The 14,653-nt window shown below is 70.5% G+C and carries 14 protein-coding genes; 5 read left to right on the forward strand and 9 right to left on the reverse strand.

Annotation, left to right across the window (positions count from 1 at the left end; all coding sequences use genetic code 11):
* Nucleotides 1–228 precede the first annotated feature (228 nt).
* Nucleotides 229–813 (forward strand): hypothetical protein, encoded by a 585-nt coding sequence (locus ABZS40_RS05885; protein ID WP_354942221.1) that lies wholly within the window; start codon nt 229–231, stop codon nt 811–813.
* Between the two features lie 176 nt (nt 814–989).
* Nucleotides 990–1,262, forward strand: coding sequence for a hypothetical protein (locus ABZS40_RS05890; RefSeq protein ID WP_238677066.1), 273 nt, complete (start codon nt 990–992; stop codon nt 1,260–1,262).
* 119 nt (nt 1,263–1,381) lie between these two features.
* On the opposite strand, the gene ABZS40_RS05895 is transcribed toward ABZS40_RS05890, so the two are convergent.
* Complete coding sequence (locus tag ABZS40_RS05895) at nt 1,382–2,650, reverse strand: Nramp family divalent metal transporter (protein ID WP_354942222.1); 1,269 nt, start codon at nt 2,648–2,650, stop codon at nt 1,382–1,384.
* Nucleotides 2,651–2,895: 245 nt separating this feature from the next.
* Between ABZS40_RS05895 and ABZS40_RS05900 the strand changes: the two genes are divergently transcribed.
* From ABZS40_RS05900 to ABZS40_RS05910, 3 genes are all read left to right on the forward strand, one after another.
* Nucleotides 2,896–3,303 carry a GntR family transcriptional regulator gene (locus ABZS40_RS05900; protein WP_354942223.1) on the forward strand — a complete coding sequence of 136 codons (408 nt, stop codon included), beginning with the start codon at nt 2,896–2,898 and terminating at the stop codon, nt 3,301–3,303.
* Between the two features lie 85 nt (nt 3,304–3,388).
* Nucleotides 3,389–4,279, forward strand: coding sequence for an ABC transporter ATP-binding protein (locus ABZS40_RS05905; protein ID WP_354942224.1), 891 nt, complete (start codon nt 3,389–3,391; stop codon nt 4,277–4,279).
* Nucleotides 4,276–5,265 (forward strand): transporter, encoded by a 990-nt coding sequence (locus ABZS40_RS05910; protein WP_354942225.1) that lies wholly within the window; start codon nt 4,276–4,278, stop codon nt 5,263–5,265. Before ABZS40_RS05905 ends, ABZS40_RS05910 begins: the two co-directional genes overlap by 4 nt.
* A gap of 48 nt (nt 5,266–5,313) precedes the next feature.
* Here the strand turns inward: ABZS40_RS05910 and ABZS40_RS05915 are convergent, their stop codons facing one another.
* The 8 genes from ABZS40_RS05915 to ABZS40_RS05950 all read right to left on the reverse strand — a co-directional run bounded on the left by ABZS40_RS05915 (nt 5,314) and on the right by ABZS40_RS05950 (nt 14,514).
* Nucleotides 5,314–5,466 (reverse strand): hypothetical protein, encoded by a 153-nt coding sequence (locus ABZS40_RS05915; protein ID WP_354942226.1) that lies wholly within the window; start codon nt 5,464–5,466, stop codon nt 5,314–5,316.
* A complete protein-coding gene (locus ABZS40_RS05920) occupies nt 5,467–6,297 on the reverse strand; it encodes an ABC transporter permease (protein WP_354942227.1) in 831 nt (276 codons plus the stop codon).
* Nucleotides 6,294–7,262, reverse strand: coding sequence for an ATP-binding cassette domain-containing protein (locus ABZS40_RS05925; RefSeq protein WP_354942228.1), 969 nt, complete (start codon nt 7,260–7,262; stop codon nt 6,294–6,296). The genes ABZS40_RS05920 and ABZS40_RS05925 overlap by 4 nt, the downstream gene beginning before the upstream one ends.
* 170 nt (nt 7,263–7,432) lie before the next feature.
* Nucleotides 7,433–8,695 (reverse strand): ROK family transcriptional regulator, encoded by a 1,263-nt coding sequence (locus tag ABZS40_RS05930; protein ID WP_354942229.1) that lies wholly within the window; start codon nt 8,693–8,695, stop codon nt 7,433–7,435.
* Nucleotides 8,696–8,807: 112 nt separating this feature from the next.
* Nucleotides 8,808–9,911: a sugar-binding protein gene (locus ABZS40_RS05935; protein ID WP_354942230.1), complete on the reverse strand. Its 1,104-nt coding sequence runs from the start codon at nt 9,909–9,911 to the stop codon at nt 8,808–8,810.
* Between the two features lie 52 nt (nt 9,912–9,963).
* Nucleotides 9,964–11,262, reverse strand: a complete 1,299-nt coding sequence (gene mmsB, locus ABZS40_RS05940) for a multiple monosaccharide ABC transporter permease (protein ID WP_354942231.1) — start codon at nt 11,260–11,262, stop codon at nt 9,964–9,966.
* Nucleotides 11,259–12,806, reverse strand: a complete 1,548-nt coding sequence (gene mmsA, locus ABZS40_RS05945) for a multiple monosaccharide ABC transporter ATP-binding protein (protein ID WP_354942232.1) — start codon at nt 12,804–12,806, stop codon at nt 11,259–11,261. Before mmsA ends, mmsB begins: the two co-directional genes overlap by 4 nt.
* A gap of 532 nt (nt 12,807–13,338) precedes the next feature.
* Nucleotides 13,339–14,514 (reverse strand): glutathione-independent formaldehyde dehydrogenase, encoded by a 1,176-nt coding sequence (locus ABZS40_RS05950; RefSeq protein ID WP_354942233.1) that lies wholly within the window; start codon nt 14,512–14,514, stop codon nt 13,339–13,341.
* Between the last annotated feature and the right edge of the window lie 139 nt (nt 14,515–14,653).

Below are 14,653 nucleotides of genomic sequence, written 5' to 3' on the forward strand. Positions count from 1 at the left end.
CGGCCTCGACGCCCATTGAGGGTTACCTGTCGGTGCGGAGACCGGCACGGTCCGAGATGTCCACGGTCGCGGCAGGCCCGGACGACGGCGCCCCCGCCGGGCCCGGCGCCGCCAGGCCGACCGGCCATGGAAGGGGCAGAGGGTGCGGATCAGAGCGGGGTTGTGTGTCGCGGCGGGACTGCCCACCGACGCCCGATCGCCGTTCCTGTTACCGCCACCGGCACCGACGTGGACGGCCTGGTCTACGGCAACCTCGGCTCGGGCGGCCTGTCCGTGTCTCCGTTCGCTGAGCGGTCTCCCGGGTACGGCCGGCACCGCATCGAGTACCGGGACATCGACGCCGTCGGCAACATCGGGCCGGCCCGCGCGTTCGTGGCCACGCTGATCCCGCCTCCACCGGCCTGCACCACAGTGGTCACCGGCCGACACGCTGGCCCGCTGACCGTCACCACCGGTGTCACCTGCCTGCGCGCGGCCACCGTGACCGGCCCGGTCACCGTCGCGCCCGGCGCCGCCCTGGTCGCCCAGAGCTCCTCGATCGCCGGAAACCTGACGGCGTCCCGCGCTGCGGCCGTCGAGGTGCTGAACACCGAGGTACGCGGCGCTGTGGCGCTGACCGGCACCTCCGACCACGTCACGATGGTGGGAGCCCGGGTATCCGGGCCGCTGGCGCTGACCGGTACCGCGTCGGCGCCCATCCTCGCCGGCGGCCAGGTGGGCGCGTTGGCCTGCTCGGGCGGCCCGAACCCCGTCGACCTGGGGGCGCCCACCACGGTACGAAAGCCCACCGCAGGCCACTGCCGCCGGGCGTGACGCGAGCCCCTCTCCAGATCCGCGCAACGACCGGGATGGTGCCGCTTCCGCAGCGGCGGGGGCAGCACTATCCCGGATACGGCCCAGATCTCGACCAGCGCGGCGGCCTGAGTGCGGCGCTGGCGGGTAGGCAGCGGCCCGGCGGCACGTCGACACCCGCCGGGTGGGAGGCTCCGATGAGCACGTACCGGGATGAACAGGGCGACACGTTCCCTCCGCCGGAGGCGGATGCCCTCGAACAACGACAGGACGCGTTCGACGTCGGGCCGCCGGACCGGGTGTCGGGTGACGTGGACCCGGAGGCGGCCGAGGCCGACCTGGCCGAGCAGGGCGCCTTCCCGGCGGGCACGCTCGAGGAGGTGACGTCGCTGCCGGCAGACGCCAACCCGGCGGACGCCCTCGAACAGCGCCAGGAGATCCCGGCCCGCGACGAGGGGCGTCGCACCTGACCACGCCGGCGCGGCTCAGCCCACGCCGCTGACCGGCCGGCTCAACCGGCGACGCCGACCGGCCGGCTCAACCGGCGACGCCGACCGGCCGGCTCAACCGGCGACGCCGACCGGCCGGCTCAGCCGGCGACGACCTGCCAGAGGAGGAACGCGTTGAGCGCGACCACCAGCACGGCCACCAGGGACGCGGCGGCGGTGGTGAGCGGGTGGTTGACCAGGTTGCCCATCAGGTCGCGGCGGCGGGTGAAGGCGACCACCGGGATCAGCGCGAACGGGATGCCGAAGCTGAGGATGACCTGGGACAGCACGAGCGCCCGGGTCGGGTCGAGGCCGATGGCGAGCACGGCCAGCGCGGGCAGCAGGGTGACCAGCCGGCGCAGCAGCAGCGGCACCCGCCGCCGCAGGAAGCCCTGCATGATCACCTCTCCGGCGTAGGTGCCGACGCTCGTGGAGGCGAGCCCCGAGACCAGCAGGGCGACGGCGAACCCGAACGCGGCGGTGGTCCCGATGGTCTGGCCGAGCCCGGCGTGCACCCCCTCCAGGCTGTCCGCACCGCCCGGACCGCCGCCCCGGAAGCTGGCCGCGGCGATCAGCAGCATGGCGAGGTTGACCGCGCCGGCCGCGCTCAGGGCGAGCAGCACGTCGGTGCGCTGGCCGCGGAACAGGATCCGACGCTCGGTGTCGTCGGCGGCGGGAATGCGGTCGCGGGTGAGCGCGGAGTGCACGTAGATGACGTGCGGCATGACTGTCGCGCCGAGGATGCCAGCGGCCAACAGCACGCTGTCAGTGTCCTGCAGGCGCGGCACCAGGCCGGCCATGGCCGAGCCGGGATCGGAGCCGGAGGCGAGCAGGTTGGCGGCGAAGGCCAGCACGATCACCCCGAGCAGGATGGCGATGGCGACCTCGAAGGCGCGGTACCCGCGCGAGCGCAGGGCGAGCACGGCGAACGCGGCAGTGCCGATGATGATCCCGCCGGGCAGCAGGGGCACGCCGAAGAGCAGGTACAGGGCGACCGCGCCACCGATCACCTCGGCCAGGTCGGTGGCCATGGCGACCAACTCGGCCTGCACCCACATCATCCGGTTCACCGGCCGGGGTAGGCGTTCCCGGCACAGCTCGGGCAGGCTGCGCCCGGTGGCCAGACCCAGCTTCGCGGTGAGCGTCTGCACCAGCATCGCCATCAGGTTGGCCACCACCACGACCCAGACCAGCAGGTAGCCGTAGCGGGCGCCGGCGGCGGAGTTGGTGGCGAAGTTGCCGGGGTCGACGTAGGCGACGGCGGCGACGAACGCCGGGCCGAGCAGGATCAACCGCCCGCGTACGCGGCCCCGGGCGCGAGCGGCCTGTAGTGGAGTCGCCCTCGACGTCGTCAGTTCGTTGGTGACCATCGAACACCTCCCCGTCCACGCGGATCGCTGCCGGTCCCTTCCCCTCGGGCTGACCCGTCGGTGCCAACCGCTGGCCTACCGGTGCCACGAGCATCGGCCCGGCGCACCGGCACAACACACGGCGTGCCGGACGGGACGCGCCACGTTCGGACAGAACCTGCCGCGCGGGCTTGACAGCCGGTGGGCCACTGATGAAGCTGTCTATTAGTCCTACTGTCGTAGGACAACAGGAAGGATCATCGGGAGTGATCGAGTTCGTACTGGACAGCCGGTCGAAGGTGAACACCTACATGCAGCTCGTGCAGCAGGTGAAACAGGCGCTACGGGTTGGCCTGCTGACACCGGGCGACCAGTTGCCGAAGGTCCGGGACGTCGCGCAATCCCTGGCGATCAACCCGAACACGGTGCTGAAGGCGTACCGGGAGTTGGAGATCGAGGGTCTGGTCGGTGGCCGACCCGGGGTGGGCACGTTCGTCCAGCGCACCCTGGCCGGCGCGTCCCTGCCCAACCAGGCCGAACTGCGCGACGACCTGGTCGCCTGGCTGCACCGGGCAGAGGCTGCCGGCCTCACGGCCGAGGACGTCATCGCCCTGGTGGAGACGACGCTGCGCGCCACCCTCGCCGACGACGCCCCGCAGAAGGAGCCCGCGTGAGCGAGCAGAGCGAACGAACCATCAGGCACCACAAGCGCTCGCGCGACCGCGAAGCGGTGGCGTGAACGGAACGAGAGGACACGGGATGGACATGGTCTTGGAAGCAGACCGGCTCGGCAAGCGGTACGGCAGCACCTGGGCGTTGCGGGACTGCTCGCTGCATCTGCCGGCCGGCCGGATCGCCGCGTTGGTCGGGCCGAACGGCGCGGGCAAGAGCACGCTGTTGCACCTGGCCGTCGGGCTGCTCAAGCCCGACGCGGGCACGGTCCGGGTGTTCGGTCGATCCCCGTACGGCGACACGGAGGGCCTGGCCGACATCGGTTTCGTCGCCCAGGACACCCCGCTGTACCGGGACTTCACCGCGGCCGAGCTGGTCATCGCCGGCGGCAAGCTGAACAAGCGGTGGGACGCGGCGTTGGCCCGCCAGCGGCTGGCGCAGCTCGGCATCCCGCCGGACAAGCCGGTCGGCAAGCTCTCCGGCGGTCAACGGGCCCAGGTCGCGCTGGCCCTGGCACTGGCCAAGCAGCCGCGGCTGCTGCTGCTCGACGAACCGGTCGCCAGCCTCGACCCCCTGGCTCGACGGGAGTTCCTCCAGTCGTTGATGGGCAGCGTCGCGGAGTCGGGCACCACAGTTCTGCTCTCCTCGCACCTGCTGGCCGACCTGGAACGCGTTTGCGACTACCTGATCGTGCTGAACGCCTCCCAGGTACAGCTGACCGGCGCTGTCGACGACCTGGTCGCCGGGCACCGGCAGCTCGTCGGGCCGCGGCACGACGGCGGCGCTGTCGGGGGCGTCGCCGCAGTGATCCGGGCCAGCCACACCGACCGGCAGTCCACGTTGCTCGTCCGCACCGACGGGCCGGTCACCGATCCGGCCTGGACGGTCCGCGAGGTGAGCCTGGAGGACGTCGTGCTGGCCTACCTGGCCGACGGCACCACGCAGACCAGTCACAGCGAGTGGGGGGTAGCAGCATGATCTGGTTGACCTGGCGGCAACATCGCAAGCAGGCGTTCTACACACTGCTGGGGCTCGCGGCACTGGCCGCCCTGCTGGTGCCGATCGGCCTGGCGATGCGGCACACCTTCTCCGACCTCGGGCTGACGGACTGCGCCAGCCAACTCGCCCGCGCCGACGTGGCGCAGGCGACCCGGGAAACGTGCGATGCGGGCTATCGGCGCTTCGGTAACCAGTACGGCAACCTCAGTCTGGTGGCCGTACTGCTGATCACCCTGCCGGTGCTGGTCGGCCTCTTCTGGGGTGCGCCGCTGGTCGCCCGCGAGGTGGAGCAGGGCACGCACCGGTTCATCTGGACCCAGGGCGTCGGCCGGACCCACTGGGCCCTGGTGAAGTTCGGCCTGGTGAGCGGGTCCGTTCTGATCCTCGCGACGGTCTACGGGCTGGGCATGTCCTGGTGGGTCGACCCGCTCACCAAGGCCGCGCACGAGGGCCGGTTCGGCATGATCGTCTTCGATCTGCAGGGCATCGTCCCGATCGGGTACACCCTGTTCGCCGTGGCGCTCGGCGTCTTCGCCGGCACCGTCTGGAAGCGGATGCTGCCCGCCATGGGCATCACCCTCGCCGGCTTCATCGGCGTACGGGCGGCGGTGGAGCTGCTGGCCCGACGGCACTATCAGCCGGCCCAGACCCAGACCTTCCCGATCGAGGGTGAAGGGCCACCGGAGATCAGCCGGGGAGACTGGGTCCTCGCGCAGGGCGTCCGGAATCCCGACGGCACGATGATCGCGGAGGGCGGCCGGATCCAGTGCCCGCCGGGTGGCAAGGGGCCGGACGGTCGGGTCTGCGGCTCCGAGTTGGGCCTCGAGCCGGGCGCGTACAACTGGCAGCTCTACCAGCCGGCGGACCGGTTCTGGCTGTTCCAGGGCATCGAGACGGGCATCTTCGTCGCCCTCGCCGTGCTCCTGCTCTACCTGGCGGTGCGCCGGATCCGCCGGATCGCCTAGTTGGGCGACGGGTGCTCGTCGGGGAGCGGGGGCCTCGACGAGCACCCGTCAGCGCAGGCCCTCGACGGTCAGCGACAGCCAGGACGCCAGGTCGTGCAGCTCCTCGTGCACGGCCCTGGTCACCTCCGGAATGAAGGGCACGTCCTCGTGGACGGCGTGCACGGTGAGCGTGCCGCGCCGGCGCTCGGCCGTGGCGTCCACTCAGCCGGTCAGCCGTCGGTAGCGGGCGACCGAGAGCGGCAGGAAGACCGCGACCAGGACGAGCGGCCACAGCACCGCCAGCCACGGGTAGTGCTGCGCCGCCCAGGAGTCGCCGCCCCAGCCGGGGTTGCCGAACAGCTCGCGGGTGGCGCCGACGGTCGCCGACAGCGGGTTCCACGCGGCCACCGCGCCGAGCCAGGCGGGCATTGTGGACGGCGCGACGAACGCGTTGGAGAGGAAGCCGAGCGGAAACTCCAGGGTCTGCACGGCCACGACGGCCGTCTGCCCGCGGGTGACCAACCCGAGGAAGATGCCGACCCAGATCACTGCGAAGCGCAGCAGCAGGATCAGTCCCACCGCCGCCAGTGTGGCGCCGACCCCACCGTGTGCCCGCCACCCGACTGCGAGACCGGTCAGCAGCAGGGCCCCGAGGGTGACCAGCGCGAACAGCATGTCGGCCACAGCCCTCGCCGCCAGCGGCGCCAGCGGCGAGACGGGCATCGATCGGAGCCTGTCGGTCACCCCGCGCTCCAGGTCCTCGGCGACGGCGATCGTGGTGAGGCTGATGCCGAAGACCATGGTCATCACGAACATGCCGGGCATCAGGAACTCTCGGTAGCTCCCACCGCCGGGCACCTGCATCGCGCCACCGAACAGGTAGGCGAACATCAGCACGATCAGGATGTTGAAGCCGAGCGAGGCGATCAGCGGGCCGGGATCGCGTCGCCACCGGGCGAGGCCGCGCCAGATCAGCGTGCTGCTGTCGGCCAGGAGGGTGGGCCGGCCGGGCGTCAGATCCACCGGCGGGGCCGGCATGCTCACCGCGCTCATGCTGCCACCTCGGCGTTCGCCGCCCGGTGCCCGGTGAGGTGCAGGAACACGTCGTCCAGGGTTGGCCGGCGCAGCGCGACGTCCGCCACCGGGACGTTCACGGCATCGAGCGCCCGCAACACGTCGACGAGCGCGCCGGCCTGGTGACCGACCCGGACGCTCACCATCCGCCGGTCCACGTCGACAGTCGGTTCGTCGTCGGCCGCCCGGCGTACCTGGGCGACGGCGGCGGAAAGGTCGGTCGGCGCGGCGACGACCACCTCGATCCGGTCGCCGCCGAGCCGGGCCTTGAGCTCGTCCGGAGTTCCCTCGGCGATCACCCGGCCGGCCTCGACCACCGAGATCCGGTCGGCGAGCTGGTCGGCCTCGTCGAGTTGCTGGGTGGTGAGCAGCACTGTGGTGCCGGCGCGTACCAACTCCCGGACCGACTCCCACACCTCGTTGCGACCACGTGGGTCCAGCCCGGTGGTGGGCTCGTCGAGGAAGAGGACCGCCGGGGCCAGGATCATGCCGGCCGCCAGGTCGAGCCGTCGGCGCATGCCTCCGGAGTACGTGCTGACCGGCTGCTCGGCGGCGTCAGCGAGACCGAAGCGTTGCAGCAGCTCGACCGCCCGTTGGCGGGCCCGGCGGCGACCCAGATGAAACAGCCGGCCGAAGAGCACCAGATTCTGCCGGCCGCTCAGCGCCTCGTCGAGCGCGGGATGCTGCCCCACCAGCCCGATCCGGTAGCGCACCTGGTCGGGCTGGTGGGCCACGTCGAAGCCGGCCACCTCGGCACGACCCTCGTCGAGTCGGAGCAGGGTGGAGAGGATCCGCACCGAGGTGGTCTTGCCGGCCCCGTTCGGGCCGAGCAGGCCGCATACGGTTCCCCGCGGCACCCGCAGGTCGAACCCGTCCAGCGCGTACCGGTCCCGATACCGCTTGCGCAGCCCTTGCGCCACTATCGCGTCGGCCCTTGTCGTCACAGCGCTTCCCCTCCCGCAACTTCTGCCCGCCCTACCGTACGACGTACGATAGCGCGTACGGGAAGCCTTCTGAAGGCCCGGCTGAGTGGGGCAGGATGGCGCCAGCGGCAATCGTCGCGGCCGACGTCAGGACGCTTTCGGAGCCAGGCGGCGCCGGCGGGCAGTCGCGGCTACTCGGGCTCGGCGGTCCCGACCTGGCCCGCGACGCCGACGTTCAACGGGTCGGCCAGGAGTTTGTCGAACGCCAACTCGGCGGCGCCGATCAGGACGGCGTCGCGGCCGAGTGCCGCCGCGCGCAACCGCAGGTGCTCGCGGGAGGCGGGCAACGGCATGGTGTCGAGCCGGTCCCGGACCACGTCCGCGCCGGCGGTGAAGATGTCGCGCAGCGAGCCACCGAACACCACGGCGTCCGGGTTGACCACGTTGACCAGGTTCGCCACACCAAAGCCGAGCCAGTCCGCCACCTGCTCGACCGCCGCGCGGGCGGTCGGGTCGCCCTCCGCCGCCGCGCGCAGCACCTCGGCCACCGCCGCGCGGTCGCTCGGGTCACGGCCGGCGTGCCGCAACAGCGCGGCTTCGGAGATCTCAGTCTCCCAGCAACCGCGTGAACCGCAGCCGCAGGGCAGACCATTGGGGTTGACGACCATGTGGCCGACCTTGCCGCTGTGACCCCGGTGGCCGATCACCAGTCGGCCACCGACGATGATGCCGGCGCTGATGCCCAGGTCGCCGTGCAGGTAGATGACGTCGTCGATGCCGACCGCGACACCCCGGACGTGCTCGGCCAGGCCGGCGATGTCGGCCAGGTCGCCGGCCACGAAACCGGGGCCGGAGCTGAACTCCGCCTCCAGCGCGGCGCCGAGCGTCTCGTCGATGCTGGCGATCCGGAGCCTGCCGTCCGGGTCGCGGGTGGTGTCGGTGACCGCGGCGGCGCCGCCGACCAGCAGCGCGTCGCCGGCCACCGAGCGTTCCATCTCGCGGACCAGGTCGGCGAGGGGCCCGACGGCTTCGATCGCCGACATGCCGCTGGGTCGGGGGATCTCCCGTCGATCGAGGATCTGCCCGCCGAGGCCGACCCGGGCGGCGCGCAGCCGGTCCGCGTCGATGCTCAACGCGTGGGCGTAGACCCGGTCGGAGCGGGGGCTGACCACCAGCGAGGGGCGGCCGGCGCGGCGGGCGGTGGTCGGGGCCTCCTCGGTGACCAGGCCGCTGGTGACCAGGTCGGCCGCGAGGGCGCCGATGGTGCTTCGGTTGAGGCCGAGCCGGCTGGTCAGCTCGGCGCGGGACGTCGGTCCGTGCAGGTGGACGTAGCGCAGCACAGCGCCGAGGTTCTGCCGCCGGATCTCCTCCTGGCTGGCGCCGGGGACCGATGGCAGCGGGGATTCGGCGTTGCGGCCGACGCCGGCTGGCCTGGCCCGTACTGGTGTCGCCACGGTCAGACCTCCTTCCGGGTCGAGCCGGTTGGTGCGGGGGTGCAGGGACGACGATGGGTCCCGGTAGAGGAGACCCCGGGACCCATCGGCGTTACTACCTACCGTGCGGTGATTACTTGGTGAGCGGCGCGAGCTTCGGGTCGGTGGCGTACGCCTCAGCCGCGTTCGCCTTGGTGACGGCGACCGGCGGGAGCAGGTACGTGTCGACGACCTTGCTGCCGTTGTTGTAGGACTTGGTGTCGTTCACCTGCGGCTTGTCGCCGGCCTGGAGAGCCTTGACCATGTTGATGGTCTCCTTCACCAGGTTGCGGGTGTCCTTGTTGATCGTCATGTACTGCTCGCCCTTGACGATCGACTTGACCGACTCAACCTCGGAGTCCTGACCGGTGACGATCGGGGTCGGCTTGCCAGCACCCTTGACCGAGGTCAGGATGGCGCGGGCCAGCGTGTCGTTCGGGGAGAGGACGCCGTCCAGCTCCTTGCTGCCGTAGGTCGAGGTCAGCAGCTGGTCCATGCGGGCCTGCGCACCCTCGGCCTTCCAGCCCTGGATGGCGGTCTGCTTGACCTCCTTCTGACCCGAGGCGACAACGACGTTGCCCTTGTCGATCTCCGGCTTGAGCACGTCCATCGCACCGTTGAAGAAGACACCGGCGTTGTTGTCGTCCGGCGAGCCGGAGAACAGCTCGATGTTGTACGGGCCGTTCGGCTTCTTGGCCTTCATGCCGTCCAGCAGGGCCTGGCCCTGGAGCTGGCCGACCTTGAAGTTGTCGAACGCGACGTAGTAGTCGAGGTCCGGGGTGTTCGTGATGAGCCGGTCGTACGCGATGACCTTCACGCCCTGGGCGTGGGCAGCGGCGACCTGGGTCGACAGCTGCGCGGCGTCGGTCGCGCCGATGACGATGACCTTGGCGCCCTTGGTCACCATGGCGGTGATCTGGGCCTGCTGGTCGGCGACAGTGGTCGACGCGCCGGCGTACTGCACCTGGGCCTCGAAACCGGCCTCCTTGAGGCCGCTGGTGAACAGGTCACCGGCGAGGACCCAGTTCTCCGAGGTCTTTGCCGGGAGGGCCACGCCGATCAGCGAGTTCGCCGCGAAGCCCTTGGCGGCCTCGCCGCCGGAGTCGCTGTCGCCGTCGCGGCCGGAGCCGCAGCCGGCGAGGGCCAGCATGGCGGCGGCGCTGATGGCCACCACCGACGTGCCGAAGAATTTACGCATGGTGAGGACTTGCCTTTCTAGATGGTGAGGCGGGTAGAGAGGTCGGTGGCCGTCAGCCGGACACCGCTGCCTTGGCGGGCTCGCGCTCCGCGTCCGGCGGTGAGGCGGGTGGGGCGGAGTCGTCCCGACGGAACGGCCGCATCAGACTTCCGATGACGGAGAACCGCCCCTGGCTCTTGTTGTAGACGTCGATCGCGACGGCCAGCAGCAGGACCAGGCCCTTGATGATCTGGACGCGGTCGGTGCCGACGCCCATCAGCTGCAGGCCGTTGTTGAGCACGGCCATGACGAGACCACCGACGATGGACCCGCTGATGGTGCCGATACCGCCGGCGACGGCCGCGCCACCGATGAAGACCGCGGCGATGGCGTCCAGCTCCCAGCCGTTGCCGTCCTGCGGTCCGGAGGCCGCCGAACGGGCCACGAAGATCATGCCGGCCAGCGCGGCCAGGACGGACATGTTCATCATGACGAAGAAGTTGACCCGCTTGAGCTTCACACCGGACAGCTCGGCCGCCCGGGAGTTGCCGCCCACCGCGTAGATGTGCCGGCCACCGGCCGTGTTGCGGGTGTAGAAGGAGTAGGCGATCACCAGGACCAGCAGGATGATGCCGGAGATCGGGAAGCTGGTGCCGACGCGACCGCTGGCGAAGCGCAGCGCCGCGAAGGCGATGACGCCGACCATGATGGCCATCCGCAGGATGGAGATCCACATGGGCGCCGGGTCGGCGTCCATGGCCCGTCGGGTCTTGCGGGCCTGGATCTCGCGCCACACCACAGCCAACGCCGCGGCCAGGCCGAGCAGCAGCGTGGCGTTGTTGTAGCCGGTGTTCGGACCGAACTCGGGCAGGAAGCCGGAGCCGATCTCCCGGAAGCCCTCCGGCACCGGGATCGTGTTGGCGTTACCGATGTACTGGTTGCCACCACGGAACAGCAGCATGCCGGCCAGGGTGACGATGAACGCCGGAACCCCGATGTAGGCCACCCAGAAGCCCTGCCAGGCGCCGATGAGCGCACCGATGGCGAGGCCGAACAGGATGGCGACGGGCCAGGGCAGCGACCAGTCGGTCATCGACTTGGCCACCAGGATGCCCGCGAAGGCGGCGACTGAGCCGACCGAGAGGTCGATGTGCCCGGCGACGATCACCATGAGCATGCCGATGGCCAGAATCAGAATGTACGAGTTCTGCTGGAACAGCGCGATCAGGTTGTCCGACCGCAGGGTGAGGCCGTCGGTCAGGATCTGGAACAGGACGACGATCGCCACCAGAGTGAAGATCATTCCGAACTGGCGAGCGTTGGAGGTGGTGCCTCCGAACAGGTTCTTCTGAAGGTCCTTCAATCGGCTCATCGTGTGGCCATCTTCTTCGTCGAGGTCATCTGCTTCATGAGGGTTTCCGGGGTGGCGTCCGCCCGGGCGATCTCGCCCGTGATGGCGCCTTCGAACACTGTGTAGATGCGGTCGCACAGCCCGATCAGCTCAGGCAGCTCCGAGGAGATGACGATGACGCCCTTCCCCTGGTCGGCGAGCCGCTGGATGATGCCGTAGATCTCGTACTTGGCGCCCACGTCGATGCCGCGCGTCGGCTCGTCGAGGATCAGCAGGTCCGGGTCGGTGAACATCCACTTGGCCAGGACGACCTTCTGCTGGTTGCCGCCAGAGAGCTTGGAGACGCTCTCGTCGACCGTCGGGGCCTTGGTCCGCAACTCCTTGCGGTACGACTCAGCTGCCTGGTACTCCTCGACCTCGTTCAGGACGCCGTTGTGCGAGATCTTGGACAGCTTGGCGGCCACCGTCGACGTCTTGATGTCGTCGAGCAGGTTGAGGCCGATCGCCTTGCGGTCCTCGCTGACGTACGCGAGGCCGTTGTCGATGGCATCCGCCACCGACTTCAGGACGATCTCCTTGCCGTCCTTGACGATCGTGCCCGACTCGAACACCCCGTAGGAGCGGCCGAAGACACTCATCGCGAGTTCCGTACGGCCCGCGCCCATGAGACCGGCGAAGCCGACGATCTCGCCGCGGCGCACCACGAAGCTCTCGTTCTTGCAGACCTGCCGCTCGGCGGAGATCGGGTGCCGGACGTTCCAGTTGCGGACCTCGAAGAAGACGTCACCGATCTTCGGCGTGTGGTCCGGGAACCGGCTGCTCAGCTCACGGCCGACCATGCCCCGCACGATCCGGTCCTCGTCGACCCCGTCCGCCTTGACGTCGAGGGTCTCCACGGTCCGGCCGTCGCGCAGGATGGTGATCTGGTCGGCGATCGCCTCGATCTCGTTGAGCTTGTGCGAGATCATGATCGAGGTGATGCCACGGGAGCGGAACCCACGCAGCAGGTCCAGCAGGTGCTTGGAGTCGGCTTCGTTCAGCGCCGCGGTGGGCTCGTCCAGGATGAGCAGCTTCACGTCCTTGGCGAACGCCTTGGCGATCTCGACGAGCTGCTGCTTGCCGACCCCGATGTCCTTGATCAGGGTGTCCGGGTCCTCTTCCAGACCGACCCGGGCCATCAGGTCCAGCGCCATCCGGTTCGCGGCCTTCCAGTCGATCGCGCCCCGCTTGCGCGGTTCGTTGCCGAGGAAGATGTTCTCGGCGATCGACATCCCTGGAATGAGCGCGAGCTCCTGGTGGATGATCACGATGCCGGCGTTCTCGCTGGCCCGGATGTCGGAGAACTTGCTCTCCGACCCCTGGTAGACGATCGTGCCGTCGTAGGTGCCGTGCGGGTACACCCCGCTGAGCACCTTCATCAGGGTGGACTTGCCCGCGCCGTTCTCGCCGCAGATGGCATGGATCTCGCCGGCGCGAACCACCAGGTTGACGTCGGAGAGGGCCTTGACTCCGGGAAACTCCTTGGTGATGGAGCGCATCTCAAGGAGGATGGGCACGTCGCTCATCGCTCGTACCACCTCGCCAACGTCATCGGTTGCCTCCGGAAGGTTGAACCTTCACTTGGTTTTGTTGTTGACGGCAACGTATTGCGGCCGGAGGGCCATCCGCAAGGCGAGGGACTGTTGAAAAAGTAACAATCCGGCAATATAGATGTGGCACAGTGTTCGCCTGCCACAGCGGCCACCACAGCCCCTCGCAGTGCCCGGTTCGACCACAGCACCCACGCCGACCTGCGACAACGCGCCAATCGACCCGCGCCGCTCCCCGCAGCTTTCCCACCAGGCAAGACGCGCCGGGGAGGGTGCGGCCGGTGGCGCAGCGCACCCACCACGCCATCGAGCGATGATGATCGGGCACCAGGTCCAACGCCGTACGAGCGGCGGACCATTGACCTCGGGCCACTGATGTGACCCACGCCTCTGCCGGCCGGGCGCATCGACAGGCACCGTCGCCGGGCGGGGGGCACCCTACGACAGGTCAGTGCCTTGGCGTCCGTTAAGCGCAGTTCGTGACGGCCCACCGCCTCGCCCACTCCGGTCAGCGCGGGTGCAGCACCGCCTTGATCACTCCGTGCTCCCGCCGGTCGAAGTGGCGATACAACTCGGGGGCGTCGGCCAGGGTGCCGTGGTGGGTGACGATCATGCTGGGCCGCGCCCGGCCCGCGACGACCAGGTCCCGCAGCAGGACGGTGTAGCGGCGGTCGTGGGTGCGACCGAACCGGACCGCCACCCCCTTGCTGAACAGCGCTCCCCACGGCGCGACGAGGTCCTCGTGACCGTCCGCGCCGGGCCCGGGGTGTGGGTCCCGGTCCGGGTACACACCGGCGACCGCGATCGCGCCAGCGGCGTTGACCAGCCGGGCCGCGTCGGCGATGACCTGGTTCGGACGCTCCCGGTCGGGGTGCTCCCGGTCACGGGCCTGGAACCCGACCGCGTCGATGACCTTGTCGACCCCGCCCAGCTTCTCCTCGCCTTGGGGCAGCCCGGTCCGGGCCCGGTCGGCGCGGATCTGCTCGACCGGGTCGCCCCGCCGGAAGTCGATCGGTACGGCCCCGATCTCGCCGGCCTTGTCGAGTCGGGCGTCGACCCCGTCGACGGAGTACACCACCCGGGCGCCCCGGAGCAGCGCCGAGTAGGCGCCGAGCAGACCGACGGTGCCGGCGCCGAACACCGCCACGGTGTCGCCCGGCTCGACGTCGGCCAGGGTGGCGGCGTGCCACCCGGTGACGAACGCGTCGGCGAGCAGCACGAAGTCGTCCTCGTACGCGTCCCCCGGCTCCCCGGGCAGGGGTACGCAGTTGGCGTCGGCCCACGGCACCCGCAGCAGGTCGGCCTGCGCACCCCGGTACGGGCCCATCCCCGCGTACCCGTACGCCGCACCCGGCCCCTCGGCCCGGACCCGCAGACAGGCCGCCGAGAGCCCGCGGGCACACATCACACACGTCCCGCAGAACAGGTGCGTGGGGATCACCACCCGGGTGCCCGGCCGGACGGTCTGCACCGCGGCGCCCACCTCCCGCACCACGCCCAACGGTTCGTGACCGAGCACCAGGCCGGGCTCGGCGCTGGTCCGTCCGTCGTACATGTGCAGGTCCGTGCCGCACAGGGCGGTGGAGGTGATCCGCACGAGCGCGTCGGTCTCCGCCTCCAGTGTCGCGTCGGGCACCTCCCGCACCGCGACCGTCCGGACGTCCGTGTAGACGACGGCTCTCATCCCGGCTCTCCTGTTCGGCGGTGGAACGGCCGGTCTTCCCCCGGCTGGGCCGTTCATGCCTGCCCGAACCAGTGGCCGACGGGGCGGTACCCCGGGCTAGCCGACCGAGGCACGATGGCCCCGCCGGGCCGAGCCGAGG

Source organism: Micromonospora sp. NPDC005324 (assembly GCF_040607155.1).
GTDB lineage: Bacteria > Actinomycetota > Actinomycetes > Mycobacteriales > Micromonosporaceae > Micromonospora > Micromonospora trifolii.

Excerpts from the sequence above, each read along its gene's own strand:
- ABZS40_RS05890 (WP_238677066.1), top strand. The coding sequence starts at position 990 with ATGAGCACGTACCGGGATGAACAGGGCGACACGTTCCCTCCGCCGGAG.
- mmsA (WP_354942232.1), bottom strand. The coding sequence starts at position 12,806 with ATGAGCGACGTGCCCATCCTCCTTGAGATGCGCTCCATCACCAAGGAG.
- ABZS40_RS05895 (WP_354942222.1), bottom strand. The coding sequence starts at position 2,650 with ATGGTCACCAACGAACTGACGACGTCGAGGGCGACTCCACTACAGGCC.
- mmsB (WP_354942231.1), bottom strand. The coding sequence starts at position 11,262 with ATGAGCCGATTGAAGGACCTTCAGAAGAACCTGTTCGGAGGCACCACC.
- ABZS40_RS05905 (WP_354942224.1), top strand. The coding sequence starts at position 3,389 with ATGGACATGGTCTTGGAAGCAGACCGGCTCGGCAAGCGGTACGGCAGC.
- ABZS40_RS05935 (WP_354942230.1), bottom strand. The coding sequence starts at position 9,911 with ATGCGTAAATTCTTCGGCACGTCGGTGGTGGCCATCAGCGCCGCCGCC.
- ABZS40_RS05910 (WP_354942225.1), top strand. The coding sequence starts at position 4,276 with ATGATCTGGTTGACCTGGCGGCAACATCGCAAGCAGGCGTTCTACACA.
- ABZS40_RS05950 (WP_354942233.1), bottom strand. The coding sequence starts at position 14,514 with ATGAGAGCCGTCGTCTACACGGACGTCCGGACGGTCGCGGTGCGGGAG.
- ABZS40_RS05920 (WP_354942227.1), bottom strand. The coding sequence starts at position 6,297 with ATGAGCGCGGTGAGCATGCCGGCCCCGCCGGTGGATCTGACGCCCGGC.